The organism is Schumannella luteola (assembly GCF_013408685.1).
Taxonomy (GTDB): domain Bacteria; phylum Actinomycetota; class Actinomycetes; order Actinomycetales; family Microbacteriaceae; genus Schumannella; species Schumannella luteola.
The window spans coordinates 530060-552990 of sequence record NZ_JACBZY010000001.1 but is presented as its reverse complement, the minus strand read 5'-3'; the positions used below and the strand labels follow the sequence as shown (position 1 = coordinate 552990).

Here is a 22931-nt window from a genome sequence, read left to right as displayed (position 1 = left end):
TTCGTGACCCATCGCCAGAGTCCGCCGCGCCGCCGTGTCCCGGTCGCGCCGACCCGCACGATCACCGCACTGCTCGTGACCGCATCCCTCGCTCTCACCTCGCTCGGCGGAGCCGCCGCGGCCTCCGCCGAACCGGCCGCGCCCGCCGTCGCGCTCGAGCGGCTGCAGGTCGAGCACAGCACCGAGCCGATCGGGGTCGACCTCGCGCATCCCCGCCTGTCGTGGGTCATCGCCGCGCCGAGCGCGCGCGACGTCGTGCAGCAGTCGTACCGCGTCGTGGTCGACGGGCCCTCGGGCGTCGCCTGGGATTCCGGCGTCGTCGCCAGCTCGGCCAGCACCGAGATCGCCTACGCCGGCGCCGCGCTCGACGCCGCCACCCGCTACGACTGGAGCGTCGAGGTCGTCACCTCGGCCGGCTCCGCCCGGGGCGAGTCGACCTTCCGCACCGGCCTGCACGATGACGCCGACTGGGGCGGCGCCGACTGGATCGGCAACCCGCGCACCCCGAAGTCCGATCGGGTCACGGTCGACGGCGCGAACTGGATCTGGACGCCCGAGGCGGCCGGCAACCCGCCGGCGGAAGACCGAGCCTTCCGCCGCACCCTGACCTCGCCGAACGGCCGCGACGCCGTCTCGGCCGAGATCGTGATCACCGCCGACGACTCGTACACGCTCTGGGTCGACGGAACGCAGGTCGGCGCCACCGAGCCGGTCGAGAACGGCTGGCAGCAGTCGCGCTCGTACCCGGTCGACCTGAAGAAGACCGGCAGCGTCGTCGCGGTGCGCACCACCAACGGCCCGAACTCGCCCGCCGGGCTCATCGCCGCCATCCGCGTCACCTACGACGACGGCTCGACCGCCGACATCATGACGGATGCGAGCTGGCGCGGAAGCAAGCAGATCCCCGCCGGCTTCGAGAAGCCGGGCTTCGACGATGCCGACTGGGCCGCCGTGAACGTGATCGCCCCCTACGGGCAGGGCGCCTGGGGCTCGGGCGTGCGAGCCCCCGCCGACCCGGCCGCGCCGGCTCCGCTGCTGCGCACCGAGTTCGTCCTCGACGGCACCCCCGCGAACGCGACGCTGTTCTTCGCGGCGGGCGGCTACGCCGACTTCCGGCTCAACGGCGCCCCGGCGAGCGACCACCTGCTCGCCCCCGGCTTCACCGACTACGACGACACCGTGCAGTACGACGCGATCGACGTGACCGAGCAGCTCGTCGCCGGGCGCAACGCCCTGTCCGTCGAGCTCGGTCGCGGCTTCTACGGCATGACCGGCGGCAACGTCTGGAACTGGGACTCGCCCACCTGGCACGACGAGCCGACCGTGCGGGCGGTGCTGCGCATCCAGAACGCCGACGGCTCGACCCAGGATGTCGTGACGGACGACAGCTGGCGCCGCCACGACGGCCCCACCCGCTTCGACGACCTCTACGGCGGCGAGCTCTACGACGCGCGCACCGAGCTGCCCGGCGCCGACACCGCCGGCTACGACGACGGCGCGTGGAAGAAGGCCGCGAAGGTCGCCGGGCCGAAGGGCGAGCTCGTTCACCAGCGCCAGCAGCCCATCCGCGTCACCGAGGAGCTGCCTGCCGCGTCGATGACGCAGCCGAAGCCCGGCATCTGGGTCGTGAAGTTCCCGCGCGTGCTCGCCGGCAACGTGAAGATCGCCGCCGAGGCGCCCGCCGGAACGCAGCTCGAGCTGCGCTACGCCGAGAAGCTGCGCGCCGACGGCACCGTCAATCAGGACAACAACGGCGGCTTCGCGGCCGGGTTCCAGACCGACCGCTACGTCTTCGCCGGCGCCCGCCCCGAGACCTGGGCGGCGCGCTTCTCGTACAAGGGATTCCAGTACGTGCAGGTCACCGGATGGCCCGGCTCCGAGCAGCCGCCGCTGAGCGCCTTCACGGCGCAGCTGCTGCACAGTGACACGGCCGTCACGAGCACCTTCGACTCGGGCAGCGCGACCATGAACGGCACCCACCAGGCCGTCGTGAACACGCTGCTCAACAACCTGCACGGCATCCCGACCGACACCCCCATGTTCGAGAAGAACGGCTGGACCGGCGACGCGGCGGTGGGAGCCGAGATGTTCCTCATGAACCTCGACTCGCAGGAGCTCTTCGCCAAGTGGATGCGCGACGTCGACGAGTCGCGCCTGCCCGACGGCTCGCCGATGGTCATCGCGCCGTCGTCGAAGAACTGGGGCGACTGGGGGGTGGTGCCGCCGTGGCACATGGCCTTCCTCGAGGTGCCGTGGCAGCTGAACCGCTACGGCGGCGACCGTCAGGTGCTCACCGGGCTCTACGACGACATGAAGAAGTACGTCGACCTGGAGTACTCGCGCTCGCCCGGTGGTCTCGCGAACTCGCGGCTCGGCGACTGGGTCGCGCCCGAGGCGAGTCCGGCCGGCGGCGACCCGCAGGAGGACAAGCGCGTGTCGGCGACCGCGACGCTCTACCGCATGCTGACGCTCATGGGCCGCATGGCCGACCTGACCGGGCACGCCGCCGACGCGGCGACCTTCCAGGAGCGGGCCGGGGTCGTGCAGAAGGCCTTCGACCACGAGTTCTGGGATGCCGCGGCCGGGTACTACCGCGGCGTCGGCGACAACGGCTACCGCCAGACGCACAACGTGCTCGCGGTCGCCTACGGCCTGCCGCTCAGCGCCGAGCAGGCGCAGAAGGCGGCCGACAGCATCGCCGTCGACGTGCGCGCTCGCGGCATGCACCTCAACACCGGCGTGCTCGGCACGAAGAACCTGCTGCCTGTGTTGACCGACTACGGCCACGCGGATGTCGCCTACGCCCTCGCCGAGCAGACGTCGTACCCGAGCTGGGGCTACATGCTCGCGAACGGCGCGACGACGATGTGGGAGCACTGGTCGACCGACGCCCGCTCGCTGGGGCACTACTTCCTCGGCACCGCCGACGACTGGTTCTTCCACGACGTGGCCGGCATCACGCCCGGCGACGAGACGGGATGGCGCGACCTCTCCATCGCGCCGAAGGTCACCCGCACGGGCCTCGACCACGCGAGCGCATCGCTGCAGACCCCGTTCGGCACGGTCGCGTCGTCGTGGAAGGTCGGCGCCGACGGGCTCACGCTCGACGCCCGGGTGCCGGTCGGGTCGACCGCGACGGTGCGCATCCCGGCCTCCGGCCTCGCCGCGGTGACCGAGAGCGGCACTCCGGTGGCGGATGCGGCGGGCGTGCGCGCCGCGGCCATGGACGGCGGCGACCTCGTGCTGCAGGTCGGCTCGGGCTCGTACTCCTTCCACGTCGCCGAGAACCGCGGTCTGGCGATCGCCTCGGCGACCGCGACCCCGTCGTCGATCGAGCCCGGATCGCCCACGAGCGTCACCGCGGTCGTGCGCAACGACGGCGTCGCCAGCGCCACGGGCCGGCTCGAGATCGACGCGCCCGAGGGCTGGACCGTCGGCACGGGCGCGACCGTGACGCTCGCGCCGGGGGAGTCGCGCGAGCTGCGTCTGCCGGTGCTGTCGCCGGTGGATGCGCCGGTCGCCAGCCGCCAGGTCGCGCTGACGACGCGCTTCGCCACCGCCGACGGGCTGCCGCCGCAGAGGGACGTCGCGGTGACGGTCGCGATCGCGGCCGGCGCCGACGGGGCGCTCGACCACGTCGACCTCGGCGATGACGCCTCCGAGCAGGCGCACGCGCTCACCGCATCCGCGAGCTCGGGCACGAACACCGAAGCCGGGCTGACCCGCCGCTACGCCGGGCACCTGGCCGACTTCTCGCAGTTCGCGTTCGACCTGGCGGCGAAGGCCGGGCAGCCGCTGCTGCTGCGCTCGATCGAGACCTACGACCGCTCGCAGACGAAGCGGTACCGCATCCTCGTCGACGGCGAAGCGGTGCACACGCGGCAGAACGCCCGCGCGACGGGCGCCGGGACCGAGACCTTCCAGGTGCTGGTGCCGGCGGATCGCGTGAAGGGCGACACGGTGCGGGTGACCTTCCAGAACCTCGACGACCACAGCTACTACGACCCGTCGATCGCCGACGTGTGGTCGCTGCCGGCGCCGGTGGATGCGTCCGCGCCCGTCGTGAGCTCGTCGACCACGCCCGCGGCGCCCGACGGCGAGGCCGGCTGGTTCCGCACGACGCCGGTCACGGTGGCGATCGCGGGCGATGACGACCGCCCGGGCGACGTGGCGCTGCGGGTCGGCGTCGACGGCGCTGGGGCGTCGGACTACAGCGACCCCATCGTGTTCGACGCCGACGGTCGGCACACGCTCGACATCACGGCGACGGACGCCGCGGGCAACACGGCCGAGCAGCGCCTCGAGGTGCCGATCGACGGCACCGCGCCGGTCACCACGGCGACCGTGTCGACGGGGTCGCCCGTCGCGGCGCGGACCGCGCGGGCGGCGGGTGCGTCGGGGGCTGCGGGCGCTGCCGGAGATGCGGGCGTCTCGGCGATGGCCGCCGTCGCGCCGGCCGCCGACGCCGCCTCCGCGGTCGTCGACCTGGCCGCGGCCGACGCCACCTCGGGCGTCGCCTCCACCTGGTACCGCATCGCGGGCGGCACCTGGACGCCGGGCGTGCGCGCGGTCGTGACGACGTCGGGCGACAGCCTGGTCGAGTTCCGGTCGGTGGATGCGGCGGGCAACGTCGAGACGGCCGGCTCGGTCACCGTGCGGGTCGTCGTGCCGACCGACCCGGGCGGCCCCGGTCTGCCGGGTCAGCCCGGTGGTCCCGGCGACCCGGGCACCGCGCCCGGCGGCGTCGGGTCGGAAGCGGGCGGCGTCGGCTCGGGATCGGCTGCCGGCTCCGGTCGCATCGGGGGACTCGCGGCATCCGGCGTCGACAGCCCGCCGCTCGGCCTCGGGCTCGGCCTGCTCGCGCTCGGCCTGATGGCCGTGCTGCGGTCGCGGGTGCGCCGCCGCGCGCGCGTCACGGCGTGATCCGCTGAGCGATCGCGAAGCCCCGTGGGCCGCCCAGTCGGGTGGCTCGCGGGGTCACGTGCGCCGCGGTCGCGGCTCGGGCTCGCGCGGCTGGCCTCGGCTCGGGCTCGGGCTCGGGTTCAGGGCAGCGGGTCGCCGGCGAGCAGCGCCCAGATGCCGGTGTCGGCCCAGTTCCCGTCGGAGTCGCGGAAGTTCTGACGGAAGCGCGCCTCCTCCCGCATCCCGAGCCGTGCGCAGAGCCGGGTGGATGCGGTGTTGAGCGGATCGAGCTCGGCGACGATGCGGTGCGCCCCGGCCTCGAGGGCGGCATCCCGCACAGCCCGCGCCGTCTCGCCCGCGAGGCCGAGCCCGGCGACGGCCGGATGCAGCACCCAGCCCAGCTCGACCTCGGCGAGCTCGGTCGACTTCAGCACGAGGTGCTGCTCGCCGACCACGGCGCCGGCGTCGGCGATCGTGCGCCCGTCGTCGCCGTGCAGCGCGGCGAGCAGCTCGATGCCGAGCACGACGCGGTCCTCGTCGGCGGCGACGGTGTCGACGTCGACGAAGCGGGCGACGAACTGCTCCACCTGCTCCGGCGTGCGCGGCGCATAGGGCAGGTAGCGGCACGTCTCGGCGTCGCCCTGCCAGGCGACTAGCGCATCCCCGTCGTCGACCCGCAGCGGACGCAGCCGCGTGCGCGCGGTCACCAGCTCGGGAACACGGATGCGCAGGCTCACGTCGCTGACGCTACCCCGCGCCGCCCTGCGGGCGGATCTGACAGCATCGACGGCATGCCGGGGTTCCATCACGTCGAGGTCTGGGTCGTCGACGTCGAGGCAGTGGGGCCGGCCTGGTCTTGGCTGCTCGGGCGACTCGGATTCGCGCTCGAAGCCGAATGGCCGGGCGGGATGTCGTGGGCCGCCTGCGGCGCCTACCTCACGCTGACGACGTCGCCGAACCTGTCGGCATCCGGCCACGACCGCCGTGCGCCGGGCGTCAACCACCTCGCATTCCACGGCGGCGCTGCGGATGCCGTCGACGCGCTCATGTCTGAGGCACCTGCCCGCGGATGGACGCCGCTGTATGCCGAGCGCTACCCGCACGCCGGCGGACCCGATCACTACGCGGGCTGGCTCGAGAACGCTGACGGCTTCAAGGTCGAGGTCGTCGCGGAGCGTTGACGTCGACGGGCGCGCCCCGCGCAGGCTTAGGCGTTGCGGCGCAGGTTCCGGTGGAACTCGTCGTCCGGCATGCCGGCGGCGTGTCCGGATGCGGCCGCAGCGTCTACGACCTCGGCGCCCGCGGCGCGACGCAGCGGGCTGACCGGGGCGGTGCTCGCCGCATCCTCGATCGTGACGCCGAAGAGGGCCTCGAGTCCGGCGGCGAACTCGGCGCCGCGGCCCTCGGCCGTCAGCTCGCGGGCGCGCACCGAGGGGGTGTGCAGCAGCACGCCGGCCAGGTGGCGCAGGGCCTCGACGGTCTTCGCGGTTCCGGCCGGGTCGCCGTTGCCGCGCGACTCGGCGCGGGCGATCTCCTCGTCGAGGGCGTCGAAGACGTGCTTGCGCAGCGCCACGATCGCCGGGGCGGCGGTCTGCTCGGCGGCGAAGGCGGATGCGGCCGAGCCGACCAGGTCGCGCGCGGTCTCGCTGAGTCCCATCTCGGGCAGCGGCGCGTGCAGGGCGATGATCTCGAGGTCGAGCAGCTCGACGCCGGGCAGGCGTCCGACAGCCGGGTCGACGTTGCGCGGCAGGCCCAGGTCGATCACGAGGCGGCGGCTGTCGTCGGTGATGTCGGCGGGGGCGACGGCGTAGCGGGCGGTGCAGGTGATGACCACATCCGCCGCGGCGATGCCGTCGCGCAGCTCGCTGACGGCGCGCACGCCGTACTTCGTGGCGAACATCTGGGCGCGGCCGGTGGCCGAGTAGACGCTGATGTCGACGGCGCCGCGGTCGTGCAGCGCGGCGATCGTGGTGGCGGCGTAGCTGCCGGTGCCGACGACGAGCACGCGGGCCCGCGTCCAGTCGGTCACGCGGCTCGTCGCGAGCTCGAGCGCGAGGCGGGCGATCGAGCGGCCGGCCCCGCCGAGGTCGGTGGCGCCGCGCACGGCGCGCGAGGTGGCGGCGGCGCGCTGGAAGAGACGGTCGAGGGTGCTGGTCGAGGTGTGCTCGGTGCGGGCCTGGTCGTAGCTGCGGCGCACCTGGCCGGCGATCTCGTCCTCGCCGACGACGACCGACTCGAGGCCCGAGGCGACCGCGAAGAGGTGACGGGTCACGTCGTCGGCGGTCTTGACGTCGGCGGCCTCGAGCAGCTCGGCGCCGCTCACCCCGCCCGCGCGGCTCATGACGGCGACGGTGCGCTCGACCGCGGCATCCGCATCCACGCCGTCGACATCGAGGTAGGCCTCGAAGCGGTTGCAGGTCGCGACCACGACAGCGCCCTGGATGCCGGCCTCGGCCGAGATGAGCTCGGTCACCGCCCCCGGCGCACCGACAGACAGTCGGTCGAGGAGGTCGAACCCCGCATTGCGGTGGTTCGCCGTGAGGCAGACGAGCACGTGTCTCATGGTAAAACCGCGTGCGCGCACCGTATAGAAAGGGCACCCTTACCGGCAAGGATGCTCAGTTCTCGGGCGAGCGCATGGCCCCGATCCGCCCGAGCGGGCCCGCAGGCGCGCGGTGGGAGGATGGGCGCGTGAGTCTGAGCGCCGAGCATCCCCTCGTCGACGGCCGCACCACGCGCTCTCCGCTGGTGCGCGCCCTGCGCGGCGACCGACCCGAGCGCACCCCCGTGTGGTTCATGCGCCAGGCCGGCCGAAGCCTGCCCGAGTACCGCGAGCTGCGGGTGAGCACGAAGATGCTCGACGCCTGCCTCGACCCCGCGCTGGCGAGCGAGATCACGCTGCAGCCGGTGCGACGGCACGGGGTGGATGCGGCGGTCTTCTTCAGCGACATCGTCGTGCCGGTGCTGCTGGCCGGCGTCGGCGTCGAGATCGTGCCCGGTCGCGGCCCGGTGATCGACGAGCCCATCCGCACCGCCTCCGACGTGCTCAAGCTGCGCCCGATCGAGCCGTCCGCGCTCGACCCGATCCGCGAGGCCGTGAAGCTCACGGTCGCCGAGCTCGGCGAGACCCCGCTGATCGGCTTCGCCGGCGCTCCGTTCACCCTCGCGAGCTACCTCGTCGAGGGCGGGCCGTCGAAGGATCAGGGCCGCGCCCGCGCTCTCATGTACTCCGACCCGCACGCCTGGGCGACGCTGCTCAACTGGTGCGCCGACGTGTCGGGCGAGTTCCTGCGCGCCCAGGTCGAGTCGGGCGCGAGCGCCGTGCAGCTGTTCGACTCCTGGGTGGGCTCGCTGTCGCGCCGCGACTACCAGCGCCGTGTCGCGCCGCACTCCGAGCGCGCCTTCTCGCACCTGCGCGGCATCGCCGACGCCGACGACCGCACGGTGCCGAAGATCCACTTCGGCCTCGGCGGCGGCGAGTTCCTCGACGTGATGCGCGACATCGGCGCGGATGCGATCGGCGTCGACTGGCGCATCCCGCTCGACGAGGCGAACCGTCGACTCGGCGGTACGACGCCGCTGCAGGGCAACATCGACTCGGCCCTGCTCGGGGCGCCCTGGTCGACGCTGCGCTCGCACGTCGACGAGGTCGTCGACCGCGGACTCGCCGCACCCGCGCACGTCGTCAACCTGGGCCACGGCGTGCCGCCGGAGACCGACCCCGACGTGCTGACCCGCATCGTGCGCGTCGTGCACGGCGAGGAGTGACCCGCCCGTGACCGACCGCGCGCAGCGCCCCGAGGACTACGCCACGACCTACGTGATCGGCGCGGGCGTCGGCGGGCTCGTGCTCGCGTGGGAGCTCGCCCGCCGCGGGCGTCCCGTGGTCGTGCTCGAGGCGTCGGATCGCGCTGGCGGTCAGCTCGCCCGGCAGACCGTGGCGGGGCTCGACCTCGATGCGGCCGCCGAGTCGTTCGCGACCCGCGGCGGCACCGTCGCGACCCTGGTCGGCGAGCTCGGGCTGGCGGATGACGTGGTCACCCCCGCCGAGACCCCGGCCTGGCTGCACCGTGCTGACGGCTCGTCGACGCCGCTGCCCGCGACGAGCATCCTCGGCATCCCCGGCGTGCCGATGGCGGCCGACGTGATCGCCGCGGTCGGCGGCGGCGGCGCGTGGCGTGCGCAGCTCGACTCGCTCATCCCGGGTCTCGTCGCCGCGAAGTCGACGACGCTCGGCGAGCTGGTGCGACGGCGGATGGGCGTCGGCGTGCTCGAGGGACTGGTCGCGCCGGTCGTGCGCGGCGTGCACTCGATGCACCCCGACGAGCTGCCGATCGACCGTGCCGCACCGGGCCTGATCGGGGCCATGCGTCGGGAGGGCTCGCTGGCCCGGGCGGTGCAGAGCCTGCGTGAGCGGGCCCCCGCCGGCTCCCAGGTCGCCGGGCTCCGCGGCGGCGTGCACCGCATCGTGGATGCGCTGGTCGCCGAGATCGAGCGCTTCGGCGGCGAGGTGCGCACCGGCGTGCGCGTGGCGAGCATCGAACCGGCGCAGGCCGATGCCCATGTCGAGTTGCCCGCTTCTGCCGGGTTGGACGCTCGGAACCCGGCAGAAGCGGGCAACTCGGTGATCACCACCGAGGCAGGGGAGCGCTTCGAGGGGCAGGTCGTGCTCGCGACGCCCGCACTGCTGCCCGCCGAAGCGCGCCCCGAGAGTCGCGAGATCACGCTCGTCACCCTCGTGGTCGATGCGCCCGGGCTCGACTCGGCCCCGCGGGGGACCGGCGTGCTGGTCGCCGCCGACGCCCCCGGCGTCGTCGCCCGCGCGCTCACGCACGCGACCGCGAAGTGGGCCTGGCTCGCCGAGGCGGGCGCCGCATCCGCACCCGGTCGCAGCCGTCACGTGCTGCGTCTCAGCTACGACGAGCGCCCCGCCGACCCCGCCGCGCAGGCGCTGGCCGACGCGAGCGCGCTCACCGGCGTGCCCCTCGCCGACCCCGTCGGCACGGCCATCGCGACCTGGAGCCGGGCGTCACGTGCGGTTCATGCCGTTGACGGAATGCACCTGGTGGGAGAGGCTGGATCCGGCACCGGGCTGGCCGCGGTCGTGGCCGGAGCCCGGGAGCAGGCTGGACGCCTCCTGGGATCGTCCGGGGACGACAGCGCCCCTGCCTAGGCTGGGAAACCGGCCACGAGCCGAACCCGAACCACCGATATCCGGATCGCACCGGAGGGAAACGGAGCACCGCATGAAGGGCAAGATCCTGTTCATCGCCGGTCTCGGCGTGGGCTACGTGCTCGGCACGAAGGCCGGGCGCGAGCGCTACGAGCAGATCGCCGCCGTCGCGGGCCGCTTCTGGGGCAGCCCCCTCGTGCAGAAGCAGGTCGACACCGTCGAGGGCTTCGTGCGCGACAAGGCGCCCGACGTCGCGGAGTTCGCCGGCGAGACCGTGAAGAAGGTCGTCGGCGCCGCCACCGGTCGCGGCTCGACCGCCGCCAAGCGCTCGGCCGCCGCGAAGAAGGCCGCGGCGACCCGCCGGGCCAACGCCGCGCGCAGCCAGAGCGATGACTGACCCGGGCCGCACCCCGGGCGACCGCGCCTCCGGCCTGCCCGGCACCGAGCGCACCGCCGGCTCCTCGACCGGGCCGGGCGCCGGCATCCCCCGCGGCGACGCGGATGTGCGCGCCGGCAAGCTGCCGAAGCCGCCGCGCAAGCCCTCGCTCGTCGAACTCGTCAGCGGCCTTCCCGGTCAGGTGACCGACCTGGTCCACCACGAGATCGAGCTCGTCAAGGCCGAGATGATCGGCAAGCTCAAGGCGCTCGGCATCGGCGGCGGCCTCATCCTCGGCGCCGTCGGCATCCTGCTCTTCATGCTCGGTGTGCTGCTGACGGCCGCCGTGCTCGGGCTCAGCGAGACCGGGCTGCCGGGATGGGCGTCGGCGCTCATCGTCGCCGGCGTGCTGCTGATCGCCGCGGCGATCGTCGCGCTGATCGGCTGGCGCAAGCTCAAGGGCGGGCTGCCGCCCGTTCCCACCGAGGCCATCGACAGCCTGCAGCGCGACCTGCGCGTCGTGAAGGGCATCGGCCGGCCGGACCAGCGCGCCTGACCTGCCCGGTCTGACAGCGCCGCCACGACATCCACGACATCAGGAGAACCCCATGAGCAGCACCGACGACGCCCGCGCCGCCGCCGCCAAGGCCCGCGCCGACCTCGAGCAGACCCTCGACGCGATCGAAGACAAGCTCAACGTGCCCAAGCGCATCGGCGAGGTCACCAAGAAGGCCGAGGTCGCCTACCGCGACAACCCGCTGCCCTTCGTCATCGGCGGCGCCGTCGCGGCGATCACCACGGTCGGCCTGATCGCCTGGGGCATCTTCGGCAGCAAGCGCGACTGAGTCGTCGGGCGGTCGAGCCCCGACGCAGGTTCCACCCTGTTCAGCGTGGGATGATGGGGGCCATGTCGACTGACGCTCCCGAACGGCTCGGCTACGCCCTCTGGGCCGTGTTCCGCCGGGGAGACGCACCGCTCCCCACCCGCTCCACCGTCGAGGAGGCCCTGCCTCACCTCGACCGCCTCGGGGTCGAACTCCGCGGCCTCTACGACGCCTCCGGCATCCGCGCCGACGCCGACCTGATCATCTGGCTGACCGGCGAGAAGCCCGAGAACGTGCAGGAGGCGCTGCGCGCGCTGCGCCGCACCGACCCGATCTCGTCGCTCGTGCCGACCTGGAACGCCCTCGGCGTGCATCGCGAGGCCGAGTTCACGCGCAATCACTCGCCCGCCTTCATGAAGGGCTTGCCGCCCAAGCAGTGGCTCACCGTCTACCCCTTCGTGCGCAGCTACGACTGGTACCTGCTGCCCGACGACGAGCGCCGCCAGATGCTCAGCGACCACGGCCGCAAGGGCGCCGAGTACGCCGAGGTGCAGCCGAACACGGTCGCGAGCTTCGCGCTCGGCGACTACGAGTGGATCCTGGGCCTCGAGGCCGACGAGCTGGTCTCGCTGGTCGACCTGATGCGCCACCTGCGCCAGACCGAGGCGCGCCGCCACGTGCGGGAAGAGGTGCCGTTCTACACGGGCCGCCTCATCGCGCCGAACGAGATCCTGGCGGTGTTCGCGTGAGCATCACGAACAACGGCGTCGCGGCTCCCGGCGACGGCGCAGCGGCGGTCGACGGGCTCCCCGTCCCCTACGCCACCGAGGCCGCCGCCTGCGGCCCCGAGCACGTGGTCGAGCCGGTCGCCTACGACGCGATCCTGCTCGCCGGCTTCGGCGGACCGGAGGGGCAGGACGACGTCATCCCCTTCCTGCGCAACGTCACCCGCGGCCGCGGCATCCCCGACGAGCGTCTCGAGGAGGTCGCGCACCACTATCGCCACTTCGGCGGCGTGAGCCCGATCAACGACCAGAACCGCGCGCTCAAGGCCGCGCTCGAAGACGAGCTCGCCCGCCGCGGCATCCAGCTGCCTGTCATCTGGGGCAACCGCAACTGGGACCCGTACATGGCGGATGCGGTGACCGAGGCCGCCGACCGCGGCTTCAGCAAGCTGATCGCCGTCGCGACGAGCGCCTACAGCTCGTTCTCGAGCTGCCGCCAGTACCGCGAGGACTTCGCCCGCACGCTCGACGAGACCGGGCTGGGCGACCGCATCCAGATCGACAAGGTGCGTCAGTTCTTCGACCACCCCGGCTTCGTCGCCCCCTTCGAGGAGGGCGTGCGCGACGCGCTGACCGATCTGCTCGGCCGCGGCATCGCCCGCGAGCAGATCCGGGTCATGTTCTCGACCCACAGCATCCCCACCGACGACGCCGTGCGCTCGGGCCCGCGCGATCGCGACTTCGGCGACGGCGGCGCCTACGCGGCGCAGCACCTCGCGGTCGCCGAGTACGTGATGCAGCAGGTCGGCGAGCCCGACGTGCCGTGGTCGCTCGTCTACCAGTCGCGCTCGGGGCCGCCCACGCAGCCCTGGCTCGAGCCCGACATCAACGACGCGATCGAGCAGGCGGCGGGCGAGGATGCGAAGGCCGTCGTGATCGTGCCGCTCGGCTTCGTCAGCGACCACATGGAGGTGCTCTGGGATCTCGACACCGAGGCGATGGAGACCGCCGAGGAGCACGGCATGGTCGCCTTGCGCACCCCGACGCCGGGCGTCGACCCGGCGTACGTGTCGGGCCTGATCGACCTGGTCATGGAGCGCGTGAACGGCACCCCGGTCGCCGAGCGCCCCTCGGTCACCGAGCTCGGGCCGTGGTTCGACGTGTGCCGGCCCGGCTGCTGCGAGAACGTGCGCGCGGGCTTCAAGCCGGCCGCCGCAGGGATCGCGCCGTGACCCTCCGCATCGGAACCCGCGGCAGCGCCCTCGCCCTGGCCCAGTCGGGGCAGGTGGCGACGCGTCTCGGCGACGCGCAGCTCGTGCCCATCTCGTCGGAGGGCGACCGCACGCAGGCCGCAGGCACCCCGCTGGCGCAGCTCGGCGGCACCGGCGTCTTCGTGACCAACCTGCGCCAGGCGCTGCTGGCGGGCGAGGTGGATGTCATCGTCCACTCCCTGAAAGATCTGCCGACCGCGCCGGCCGAGGGCCTCGAGATCGCGGCGATCCCGAAGCGCGCCGACGCCCGCGACGCCTTCATCGGCCGCGACGGCGTGAAGCTCGCCGACCTGCCGGCCGGAGCGCGCGTCGGCACCGGCTCGCCGCGCCGCCGCGCCCAGCTCGCCTCCGTGCGACCCGACATCGAGGTCGTCGACATCCGCGGGAACATCGACACGCGCCTCGCGCGCGTCGGCGCCGACGATCCGGAGCGGAACCTCGACGCGATCGTGCTCGCCGTCGCCGGGCTCGAGCGCCTCGACCGTCTGCACCCGGTGAGCGAGCTGCTCAGCATCAGCGACTGGCCGACCGCTCCCGGGCAGGGCGCGCTCGCCGTCGAGGTGCGTGCGGGCGAGGGCCACAAGGTCGCGAAGCTCGACCACCGCCCGTCGCGCCTGGCCGTCGAGGCCGAGCGCACCGTGCTCGCCGCGCTCGAGGCCGGATGCGCGGCGCCGGTCGGCGCGCACGCCATCCTCGAAGACGGCCTGCTCTTCCTCTCGGCGCGGGTCTACTCGCTCGACGGCACGCAGCACCTCACCGCCTCGCACGCCGCCTACCCCGAAGACGAGAAGGATCCGGCCGCCGTGCTCGGCCGACTCGTCGCCGAGGATCTGCTGGAGCAGGGCGCCGCCGACCTCGCGCCGTTGGGCGCCTCGGGCGCGCTGCACGGCGACGGCGACATCGCCGACGGAGGTTCCGCGTCGTGACCGACAAGGTGCTCAGCGGCTGGCGCGTGCTCGTGCCGCGCGGCGGCAAGTGGGGCGACGGCGTCTCGGCCGAGCTGCGCACCCACGGCGCGATCCCGGTGATCGCCCCGCTCATCAACTTCGCCAGCACCGACGACCCCGACCGCCTCTCGGCCGCCCTCGGCGAGCTCGAGCTCGGCCGCTTCGACTGGCTCGTCGTCACGAGCGCGACGACCGTGGACGTGCTGGTGAGCCAGCGCATCCGGGTGCCCGAGATCACCCGGGTCGCGGCGGTCGGCGAGACGACCGCCGCCGCGCTCGCGCTCGCCGGCTACACGGTCGACTTCGTGCCCGACAGCGACAACTCCGCGCGCGGGCTCGTGAAGGAGTGGCCGCAGAGCGACATCCACGGCCGCGTTCTCATCCCGCAGTCCGACATCGCCGAGCCGACCCTGGTCGCCGGGCTGTCGAAGCTGGGCTTCGCGGTCGAATTCGTCAGCGCCTACCGCACGGTCGGCATCCCGGTCGCGGATGCGGTCAAGCAGGAGGTCGCCGCGGGCGGCATCCAGGCCGTGCTCGTGAGCTCCGGCTCGGTCGCCCGCCAGGTGGCCGAGCAGCTGACCCCGCTGCCTGACAGCGTCATCGTCGCCTGCATCGGCCCGCGCACGGCGTTCGACGCCCGCGCCGCCGGCCTGCCGGTGCATATCATCGCCGAGGAGCGCAGCGCCCGCTCGCTCATCGACGCCCTTCTCGACTACGCGGAGAACGGATGACCGAGCCCGCCTTCCCGCGCGTGCGCCCTCGGCGCCTGCGCGCCACCCCCGCCCTGCGCCGCGCGACGGCCGAGGCCCGCCTGCACCCGGCGCAGCTGACCCTGCCGCTGTTCGTCGGCGAGGGGCTGACCGAGCCGAAGCCGATCAGCTCGATGCCCGGCGTCGTGCAGCACAGCCTCGACTCGCTGCGCGCCGAGATCGGCCGCGCGGCCGAGGCCGGCATCGGCGGCGTCATGCTCTTCGGCATCCCCGAGCACAAGGATGCCGAGGGCTCCGGCGCGACCGACCCCGACGGCATCCTCAACGTCGCGACCCGACTCGCGGTCGCCGAGGCCGGCGACGCGCTCGTCGTGCAGACCGACCTCTGCCTCGACGAGTTCACCGATCACGGCCACTGCGGCGTGCTGGATGCCGAGGGTCGCGTCGACAACGACGCCAGCCTCGAGCGCTACCGCGACATGGCGATCGCCCAGGCCGAGTCCGGGTCGCAGATGCTGGGCCTCAGCGCGATGATGGACGGCCAGGTCGCCGCCGCGCGCGGCGCCCTCGACGCCGCCGGCCGCGATGACGTCGCCCTGCTCGCCTACACGGCCAAGTACGCCTCGGCGTTCTACGGCCCGTTCCGCGAGGCGGTGCAGTCGTCGCTGCAGGGCGACCGCCGCACGTATCAGCTCGATCCCGCCAACCGCCGCGAGGGCCTGCGCGAGACGCTGCTCGACGTGGAGGAGGGCGCCGACATCGTCATGGTCAAGCCCGCGATGTCGTACCTGGATGTGCTGGCCGACACGGCCGCGGCATCCCCGGTTCCGGTCTGGGCGTACCAGGTCAGCGGCGAGTACGCGATGATCGAGGCCGCCGCCGCGAACGGCTGGATCGACCGCGAGCGCGCGATCCTCGAGAGCCTCGTCGGCCTGCGTCGTGCGGGCGCCGAGGGGCTGCTCACCTACTGGGCGATCGAGGTGGCCGACTGGCTGCGCGGGCGCCCCAGCGCATCCGGGGTGCTCCCGGTCGGCGCGTACTAGAACTCCCCGCCGCGGGCGATGCCTCGCGCGCTGCCCGGCGATGCCGTGGCACGGATCGGAAGGAGCCCGAGATGGGCGACAACAGCCAGCAGTTCTCCCGCGCGAAGGGCGTCATCCCGGGCGGTGTGAACTCGCCGGTGCGCGCGTTCCGCTCGGTCGGCGGCACCCCGCGCTTCCTCGTCGGCGCGCGTGGGCCGTTCGTGACCGACGTCGAGGGTCGCGAGTACGTCGACCTGGTCTGCTCCTGGGGCCCGGCGCTGCTCGGGCACGCGCACCCGAGCGTCGTGAAGGCGGTGCAGGATGCCGCCGCGCGCGGCCTGTCGTTCGGCGCCTCCACGCCCGCCGAGACCGAGCTGGCCGAACTCGTGCGCGAGCGCACGACGATCGACGGCACGCGCCTGTTCGACCGCATCCGCATGGTGTCGACCGGCACCGAGGCGACCATGACCGCGATCCGCCTCGCGCGCGGCGCGACCGGCCGCGACGTCATCATCAAGTTCGCCGGGCACTACCACGGCCACTCCGACGGCCTGCTGGCGGATGCCGGCTCGGGCGTCGCGACGCTCGGCCTGCCCGGCTCGGCCGGCGTACCCGCCGAGGTCGCCGGGCTCACGCTCGTGCTGCCCTACAACGACCTCGACGCGGTGCGCGCGGCGTTCCTCGCGCATCCCGGCCGCATCGCCGGTGTCATCACCGAGGCCGCCGGCGCGAACGCGGGCGTGCTCGCCCCCGAGCGCGGCTTCAACCGCGCCCTCGCCGCCCTCGCGCACGAGAACGGTGCGCTCATCATCGTGGATGAGGTGCTCACCGGATTCCGCGTCGGCCCGGCCGGCTGGTGGGGCCTCGAGGCCGCGCGCGTCGTGCCGGACGGCGCCGGCTGGACGCCCGACCTGGTCACCTTCGGCAAGGTCATCGGCGGCGGCATGCCGCTCGCCGCGGTCGCCGGCCGCGCCGAGGTCATGGACCTGCTCGCGCCGCTCGGCCCCGTCTACCAGGCCGGCACGCTGAGCGGGAACCCGGTCGCGGTCGCCGCGGGCATCGCGACCCTGCGCGCGGCCGACGCCGCCGTCTACGAGCGGGTGGATGCGGCCGCCGACACCGTCGCCTCGGCTCTCACCGCCGCGCTGTCGGCGGCCGGCGTCGAGCACGTGCTCTCGCGGGCCGGCAGCCTGTTCTCGGTCGCGTTCCGCGCGGATGCCGTGCGCGACTACGACGACGCTCGCGCGCAGGAGGGCTGGCGCTACGGCCCCTTCTTCTCGTCGATGCTCGAGCAGGGCGTCAACCTGCCGCCGAGCGTCTTCGAGGCCTGGTTCCTCTCGGCCGCGCACGACGACGCAGCGCTCGACCGCATCCTCGCCGCCCTGCCGGTCGCCGCGCGCGCCGCCGCGGAGGCGGAGGCCCCGCAGGGCTGACGCGGCACGCATCGCCCGGGGCGAGAGCGGTCACGACCCCGAAGGGACGCGGCCGCTCTCGCTGCGAGGTCGATCAGCTGCGCGTGAAGGCGACGCCGCCGTTCGCGTCAGAGCGGGCCGTCGCGAACTGGAACCTCTGGGTGCAGGTCCCCGAAGGATCGCAGGACTGCGCGCCGGCGGGCCAGCCCATCCACGTCGCTTCGGCGCCGTACCTGTACCAGGCGCCGATGATCGCGCCGTAGGGGGTGAACTGGGCGCCGCCGCCGTTCGAGTGCGTGATGACGCCGCCGTCGAAGTGCTGGGCGAAACCGCCGCCGTTGACGGTCGAATACCGCGTTCCCGCGAGCGGGGCACCCAGCACGTTCAGTCCGCCTTGCTGGCGCCAGACGGCCGCGATTCCGCCGTAAGTCGCGAAGGCGCCGCTCTTGCTCTCGAACACGATCGCGCTGCCGAAGCCCTGCTGGCAGACGCCCGAGGCGCAGGAGCGCTCAGTGCTCGGCCAGCCGAAACCCTTCTGCTCTCCCGCGGCCGACCAGACCTGCTGGCCGGCTCCCCACGGCACCACGACGGCGCCGTAGGCCGCGCTCACCGTGAGGATGCCTCCGACGAAGCTCTGAGCGTAGCCGACGTCTGGCGCGCCGGAACCCCGCAACGCGCTCACGGGGGCTCCGAGGGATCCGTTGAGGCCGCCGCGGTCGTTCCACTCGGTGACGAAGCCGCCGCTGATGAGCTGAGCGCCGTAGACGGTGCTGCCGACGACCCCCGACGTGAAACTCTGTGCGCAGCTGGATGCGACGCAGTCGCGCGGACCGGTCGGCCAGCCGAGCGCTGCGGGGCCGCGCGACAGCCAGAAGTCGAGCGACGGCCCGGCGGGGATCACCTGGTTGAGTCCGGCCGCGCTGATGACGACGGCCCCGCCTTCGAATCGCTGCCACCAGCCGACGCCACCGACGCCCGACGAGTAATTGAGATCGCCGACAGCGGGGCCGAGGGCGCCGGTCACGCCGCCGTAGTAGGCCCACCATCCGCGGATCTGATCCCAGACGATGTGCTCGCCGAACTGGGGTGAGCTCGAGACCGCCCCGGCTTCGAAGTCTTGAGCGCAACGCCAACCCGGTCCGCAGATCTGCTCCTGTGTCGGCGGACCCAGCGGGCCGCGGACGCCCCCGGCACGCTGGTACGCGGTGCCGATGGTGTTCTTTCCGACGAAGGCGAAGACGCCGGAGCGATGTCCGTAGACGGTCCCGTTCTGGAACTCCTGATACCTCACCAAGCCCCAGTCGGTAGTGACCGAAGTCTCGTAACCGGTCATCCGTCCTGTCGGGATGAAGTCGCGATCGACCGCGTACTGACCCGGCGACGTCGAGTCGCCGTAGGTGGGGCGGAAGTAGCCGACGAGCAGCGTGATGTAGGTGGTGCCGTCGGTCGCGGTGGTGACGCCGATCCCGGCATGGGTGATCGCCCGCTGCGTCATCGCCGCGTACGCGCTGTCGTCCTGGCCGTCGACCGACCACGCGTGCACGACCTCGGAGTCGTTGGGGCCGGCGCTGCTCGCCTCCCCGCTGATCCAGTACGGCGAGATGTTCGATGTGAAGGGCCGAATCGATGTTCCGGTCTTCGCCCGCTCCAGGTTCCGGTTGGTGGCGATCGCCATCATCGTGTCGTTCGACTTCAGCTCGGTGAGGCCGAGTCCGCGACGCAGGGTGTTGACGTCGGCGAGCACCCGGAGAACCGGCGCTGACGTCGACTCCGGCGTCGCCGCCGCGGCCGGTTGTGCCGTGAGAACGCCGGCGATCACGGCTGCCGCGGTCGCCAGCATCGCCACGGCGGAGGTGAGACGCCCGCGTCGCGATAGTGCGACAGGCGTGCGGACGAAGATGGTGCTCACGGCGTGTTCCTTCTGACGCGTGGTCAGCTGTGCGGGGTTCCGTTTCTGCGCGTCGAGCGAAAGTAACCGAGAACGCGAATGGGCGGCCTCCCCCCGTTCGGGGAGGCCGCCCATTCGCGGCGTCGACGGTGGTCAGCTGCGGGTGAAGGCGACTCCGCCGTTGGCGTCGGAGCGGGCGGTGGCGTTCTGGAACTTCTGGGTGCAGTTGCGGTTGGTGTCGCAGGTCTGCGGGCCGGCGGGCCAGCCCATCCAGGTCGCTTCGGCGCCGTACTTGTACCAGGCGCCGACGATGGCGCCGTAGGGGGTGTACTGGGGGCCGCCGGCGTTGGAGTGGGTGATGATGCCGCCGTCGAAGTGCTGGGCGAAGCCGCCGCCGTTGTCGGTGGAGTAGCGGGTGCCGCCGACGGGGGCGCCGAGGGTGGTCATGCCGCCCTGCTGGCGCCAGATGGCGGCGATGCCGCCGTAGGTTGCGAAGGCGCCGTTCTTGCTCTCGAAGATGATCGCGCTGCCGAAGCCCTGCTGGCAGACGCCCGAGGCGCAGGTGCGGTCGGTGCTGGGCCAGCCGAAGCCGTTCTGCTCGCCCGCGGCCGACCAGATCTGCTGACCCGGACCCCACGGCACGATCCGTGCACCCGACGCCGAGCTCACCGTCAGCGTGCCGCCGGCGAAGCCCTGAGCCCAGCCCAGGTTCGGAGCGGCCGAGCCGCGGAGGCCGCTGACCGGTGCGCCGAGCGCGCCGTTGATCCCACCCCGGTTCGCCCACTCGGAGACGAAGCCGCCGCTGATCAGCTGGGCGCCGTAGACCGAGCTGGCGATCACGCCGCCCGAGAACTGCTGCGCGCATCCCGAGCCGCCGCAGGAGTAGCCGCCGGTCGGCCAGCCCAGGCCGCTCGCGCCGCCGCCGCTGGCGAGCCAGAAGCTGAGCACCGTCGAGTACGGCAAGAACTGGGTTCCGCCGGCGGCGCTCAGCACGACATAGCCGCCCTGGAACGCCTGATACCAGCCGGCCCCCGCCGGACCCTGCGCGTAGCCCTGGTCGCCGGCGGCCGGGCCGAGCGAGCCGCCGATGCCGCCCGAGGCGAGCCAGTAGTCGCGCAGACCGCTCCAGATGTAGCGGGTGCCGAACGAGGGGGATGTCGAGATCGTCGCGCCGGTGAACGACTGGGCGCAGCGGTACTCGGTCGTGCAGGTCTGCTCGCCCGAGGGCCAGCCGAGCGAGCCGCCCGGGCCTCCCGCGTTGACGTAGGCGGCGAGGTAGCCGTTGTTGGCGACGAAGAAGGTGCCGGGAGGGCCGACGAAGATGTGGCCGCCGGCGAACGCCTGGTACCAGCCGTTCGCGACGGTGACCGGGCTGCCGGTCGCGCGGCCGACGACGCCGCTCGCGCCGCCCTTCGCATCCCAGTAGCTCTTCAGCCGGTCGTCGACCGGGTAGACGACGGTGCCCGGGTACTTGGCGAAGTTCTGCGTGTAGTAGAGCGAGCCGTCGGCGGCCTCGGCGACGCCGATGCCGATGTCGGTGTAGTCGCCGACCATGTTCTTGTAGTGGCCGGGCGAGTTCCTCCAGGCCGTCGTGACCTCGGTGTAGCGGTAGCCGTAGGCGACGTTCTCGCCGGCGGCGCGCCATCCACCGGGGATCTGCGAGGCGTAGTTGGGGTTGTGGCTCATGACGCCGGCGGCGGCCTGCTGGCGCGACCAGTTCTCGGCGACGACGTTGATCGACGAGTTGAGCACCAGGGGAGCGGCGCCGACGCTCGCGCGGATCGCGTTCGTCTCATCCAGGATGCGCTGGATGATCTGCTCCTTGGGAACGGGCAGGGCGGCGTTCGCGGGAGCCGCGACGAGCAGACCCGCGACGAGAGCGGCCAGGCCGATCAGCGCGGCGGCGGCCGTCGTGGTCCAGCGGCGTCGACCCTCGCGGGTCGGATGGATCGGTCGTGCTTCGATGACTGCGCTCACGCGTTCCCCCCGGAAGGCGCGGTGTCCGTCCCGACTTCGCGAATCCCCCCGGCTCGCGTCGCGCCGTTGTCGACAGTATCGACCGGGCCTCTGCGGGGGCGTCCCCCCGTTCGGGGTATTCGGAGGTTGTGCGCGTGTCGGAGTTCGAGACCTGCGGATCCGGGCGTATAAGCGGCGGTTCGCGACGGATCTGTGCGTCAGGCGGCGAGCGGCTCGTCAGCCGGCCGCGTCAGGCGGCGAGCGAGACCAGCGTCAGCACGAGTGCGATCAGCGGCGCGACGCCCTGGATCGCCGCGGAGCGGGCCAGCTTCGGGTTCGAGGTGATCAGCACGACCGCCGCGAGCACCATGCTCGCGAGTGACGCGATGAGCACCGCCAGCCCCGCCTGCTCGGCCGAGCTCGACGCGATCAGCACGATGCCGACCCCGATTCCGATCGCGAGGAACAGGTTGTAGAAGCCCTGGTTGAACGCCATCGGCTTGACCGTGTCGGCCTCCGCCTGGCTGCCGAGGCCGAACAGCCGCCAGGTCTTCTCGCGCGACCAGGCGACGCTCTCGAGGAAGAAGATGTAGACGTGGATGAGCGCCGCGATGCCGGCGAACACCGACCCCGCGATGAGCAGGCCGCTCACGCGTCGGCTCCGCTCTCGGGGGCGGACGTCGGCTCGGCGTCGACGACGTCGTCGACGGGGGATGCGGTGGTGGCGTTCACGGCGACCACCGTACGCCCGCGAGTGCCCCCGGCGAGGATGCGCGCGCCCGCATCCACCACCTCGTCGAGCGTGATCTCGCTCGTCAGCCGGTCGATCAGCGCCGGGTCGAGGTCGCGGGCGAGGCGCTCCCAGACCCGGGCGCGCTCATCCGCGCCGGCCTCGACCGAGTTGATGCCGAGCAGGCCGACCCCGCGCAGGATGAAGGGGTGCACGCTCGTGTGCAGCTCGGCGCTCTGCACCAGCCCGAACGCGGCGACCGCCCCGCCGTGCCGGGTCTGCGCGAGCAGGTTGTGCAGGGTCGCGCCGCCGATGCCGTCGACCGCTCCGGCCCAGCGCTCCTTCTGCAGCGGCTTGCCCGCCTCGGCGAGCTCGGTCCGGTCGACGAAGTCGCTCGCGCCGAGCTCGCGGAGCCAATCGTGCGCGTCGGGGCTGCCGGTGACGGCGACGACCTCGCGGCCGGCGGCGGCGAGCAGGGCCACGGCGATCGAGCCGGCCCCGCCGCTCGCGCCGGTCACGGCGACCGGGCCGTCGGGGATGCCGCGGTCCTCCAGGGCGAGCACGGCCTGCGCCGCGGTGAATCCGGCGGTGCCGATCGCGGCCGCACGACGCGCGCCGAGCTGGGGCGGCACCACGACCGCGAGCGCACCGTCGAGGCGAGCGCGGTCGGCGTAGCCGCCGTTGCGGGTCTCGCCCAGGCCCGCCCCGGTCAGCACGACCTCCGTGCCGGGCCGGAAGCGCGCATCCGCCGACTCGATCACCCGGCCGACGACGTCGATGCCCGGGATGAGCGGCGAGACGCGCACGACGCCGGGATTGCCCGCGAGCGCGAGACCGTCTTTGAAGTTGAGGCTCGAGAAGAGCACCTCGACGAGGGTGTCGCCCTCGCCGAGCTCGTCGTCGCTCACGTCGACGAACCGCGGACCGGTCGTGCCGTCGCCGTTGTCGCCGCCCTTGGTCACCTGGATCGCGCGCACCATGCGCCCGACCCTACG

The 22931-nt window shown here is 73.2% G+C and carries 19 protein-coding genes; 13 read left to right on the top strand and 6 right to left on the bottom strand.

The genetic code is table 11. From position 1 onward, the window contains the following. Positions 1-3: 3 nt before the first annotated feature. Positions 4-4923 (top strand): family 78 glycoside hydrolase catalytic domain, encoded by a 4920-nt coding sequence (locus tag BJ979_RS02560; RefSeq protein ID WP_179564877.1) that lies wholly within the window; start codon positions 4-6, stop codon positions 4921-4923. 119 nt (positions 4924-5042) lie between these two features. On the opposite strand, the gene BJ979_RS02555 is transcribed toward BJ979_RS02560, so the two are convergent. Further along, the gene (locus tag BJ979_RS02555) at positions 5043-5639 is read right to left on the bottom strand and encodes a GNAT family N-acetyltransferase (protein ID WP_218853421.1); all 597 of its coding nucleotides are present in this window, start codon (positions 5637-5639) and stop codon (positions 5043-5045) included. Positions 5640-5693: 54 nt separating this feature from the next. Here BJ979_RS02555 and BJ979_RS02550 point away from each other — a divergent pair, with 54 nt between their 5' ends. After that, positions 5694-6083 carry a VOC family protein gene (locus BJ979_RS02550; RefSeq protein WP_179564873.1) on the top strand — a complete coding sequence of 130 codons (390 nt, stop codon included), beginning with the start codon at positions 5694-5696 and terminating at the stop codon, positions 6081-6083. A 26-nt stretch (positions 6084-6109) separates the two neighbouring features. Here the strand turns inward: BJ979_RS02550 and BJ979_RS02545 are convergent, their stop codons facing one another. Continuing rightward, complete coding sequence (locus BJ979_RS02545) at positions 6110-7456, bottom strand: glutamyl-tRNA reductase (RefSeq protein ID WP_179564871.1); 1347 nt, start codon at positions 7454-7456, stop codon at positions 6110-6112. Positions 7457-7539: 83 nt separating this feature from the next. Here BJ979_RS02545 and hemE point away from each other — a divergent pair, with 83 nt between their 5' ends. From hemE to hemL, 11 genes are all read left to right on the top strand, one after another. Then, the gene (hemE, locus tag BJ979_RS02540) at positions 7540-8670 is read left to right on the top strand and encodes a uroporphyrinogen decarboxylase (RefSeq protein ID WP_179564869.1); all 1131 of its coding nucleotides are present in this window, start codon (positions 7540-7542) and stop codon (positions 8668-8670) included. Between the two features lie 7 nt (positions 8671-8677). After that, positions 8678-10075 carry a protoporphyrinogen/coproporphyrinogen oxidase gene (locus BJ979_RS02535; RefSeq protein WP_343046570.1) on the top strand — a complete coding sequence of 466 codons (1398 nt, stop codon included), beginning with the start codon at positions 8678-8680 and terminating at the stop codon, positions 10073-10075. 73 nt (positions 10076-10148) lie between these two features. After that, entirely contained in the window at positions 10149-10472 is a 324-nt protein-coding gene (locus BJ979_RS02530; protein WP_141162490.1) for a YtxH domain-containing protein, read from the top strand. Beyond that, positions 10465-11007, top strand: a complete 543-nt coding sequence (locus BJ979_RS02525; protein WP_218853419.1) for a phage holin family protein — start codon at positions 10465-10467, stop codon at positions 11005-11007. The genes BJ979_RS02530 and BJ979_RS02525 overlap by 8 nt, the downstream gene beginning before the upstream one ends. A gap of 52 nt (positions 11008-11059) precedes the next feature. Continuing rightward, positions 11060-11296: a DUF3618 domain-containing protein gene (locus BJ979_RS02520; RefSeq protein ID WP_179564867.1), complete on the top strand. Its 237-nt coding sequence runs from the start codon at positions 11060-11062 to the stop codon at positions 11294-11296. A 62-nt stretch (positions 11297-11358) separates the two neighbouring features. Further along, positions 11359-12024, top strand: a complete 666-nt coding sequence (gene hemQ / locus BJ979_RS02515) for a hydrogen peroxide-dependent heme synthase (RefSeq protein ID WP_246286666.1) — start codon at positions 11359-11361, stop codon at positions 12022-12024. 2 nt (positions 12025-12026) lie between these two features. Next, positions 12027-13232 carry a ferrochelatase gene (locus BJ979_RS02510; RefSeq protein ID WP_179569938.1) on the top strand — a complete coding sequence of 402 codons (1206 nt, stop codon included), beginning with the start codon at positions 12027-12029 and terminating at the stop codon, positions 13230-13232. Beyond that, positions 13229-14197, top strand: coding sequence for a hydroxymethylbilane synthase (gene hemC / locus BJ979_RS02505; protein WP_179564863.1), 969 nt, complete (start codon positions 13229-13231; stop codon positions 14195-14197). The genes BJ979_RS02510 and hemC overlap by 4 nt, the downstream gene beginning before the upstream one ends. Next, positions 14194-14949: a uroporphyrinogen-III synthase gene (locus BJ979_RS02500; RefSeq protein WP_179564861.1), complete on the top strand. Its 756-nt coding sequence runs from the start codon at positions 14194-14196 to the stop codon at positions 14947-14949. Before hemC ends, BJ979_RS02500 begins: the two co-directional genes overlap by 4 nt. Then, positions 14946-15971: a porphobilinogen synthase gene (gene hemB, locus BJ979_RS02495; RefSeq protein WP_179564859.1), complete on the top strand. Its 1026-nt coding sequence runs from the start codon at positions 14946-14948 to the stop codon at positions 15969-15971. Before BJ979_RS02500 ends, hemB begins: the two co-directional genes overlap by 4 nt. 71 nt (positions 15972-16042) lie before the next feature. Beyond that, the gene (hemL, locus tag BJ979_RS02490; RefSeq protein ID WP_179564857.1) at positions 16043-17383 is read left to right on the top strand and encodes a glutamate-1-semialdehyde 2,1-aminomutase; all 1341 of its coding nucleotides are present in this window, start codon (positions 16043-16045) and stop codon (positions 17381-17383) included. 73 nt (positions 17384-17456) lie between these two features. On the opposite strand, the gene BJ979_RS02485 is transcribed toward hemL, so the two are convergent. The 4 genes from BJ979_RS02485 to BJ979_RS02470 all read right to left on the bottom strand — a co-directional run bounded on the left by BJ979_RS02485 (position 17457) and on the right by BJ979_RS02470 (position 22916). Next, on the bottom strand, positions 17457-19271 hold the full coding sequence (locus BJ979_RS02485) for a CAP domain-containing protein (RefSeq protein WP_179564855.1): 1815 nt from the start codon (positions 19269-19271) through the stop codon (positions 17457-17459). 132 nt (positions 19272-19403) lie between these two features. Next, positions 19404-21227, bottom strand: coding sequence for a CAP domain-containing protein (locus BJ979_RS02480; protein ID WP_179564853.1), 1824 nt, complete (start codon positions 21225-21227; stop codon positions 19404-19406). A 229-nt stretch (positions 21228-21456) separates the two neighbouring features. Then, positions 21457-21858: a DUF1304 domain-containing protein gene (locus BJ979_RS02475; RefSeq protein ID WP_343046568.1), complete on the bottom strand. Its 402-nt coding sequence runs from the start codon at positions 21856-21858 to the stop codon at positions 21457-21459. Next, positions 21855-22916, bottom strand: coding sequence for an MDR family oxidoreductase (locus BJ979_RS02470; protein ID WP_179564851.1), 1062 nt, complete (start codon positions 22914-22916; stop codon positions 21855-21857). Before BJ979_RS02470 ends, BJ979_RS02475 begins: the two co-directional genes overlap by 4 nt. Positions 22917-22931 lie beyond the last annotated feature (15 nt).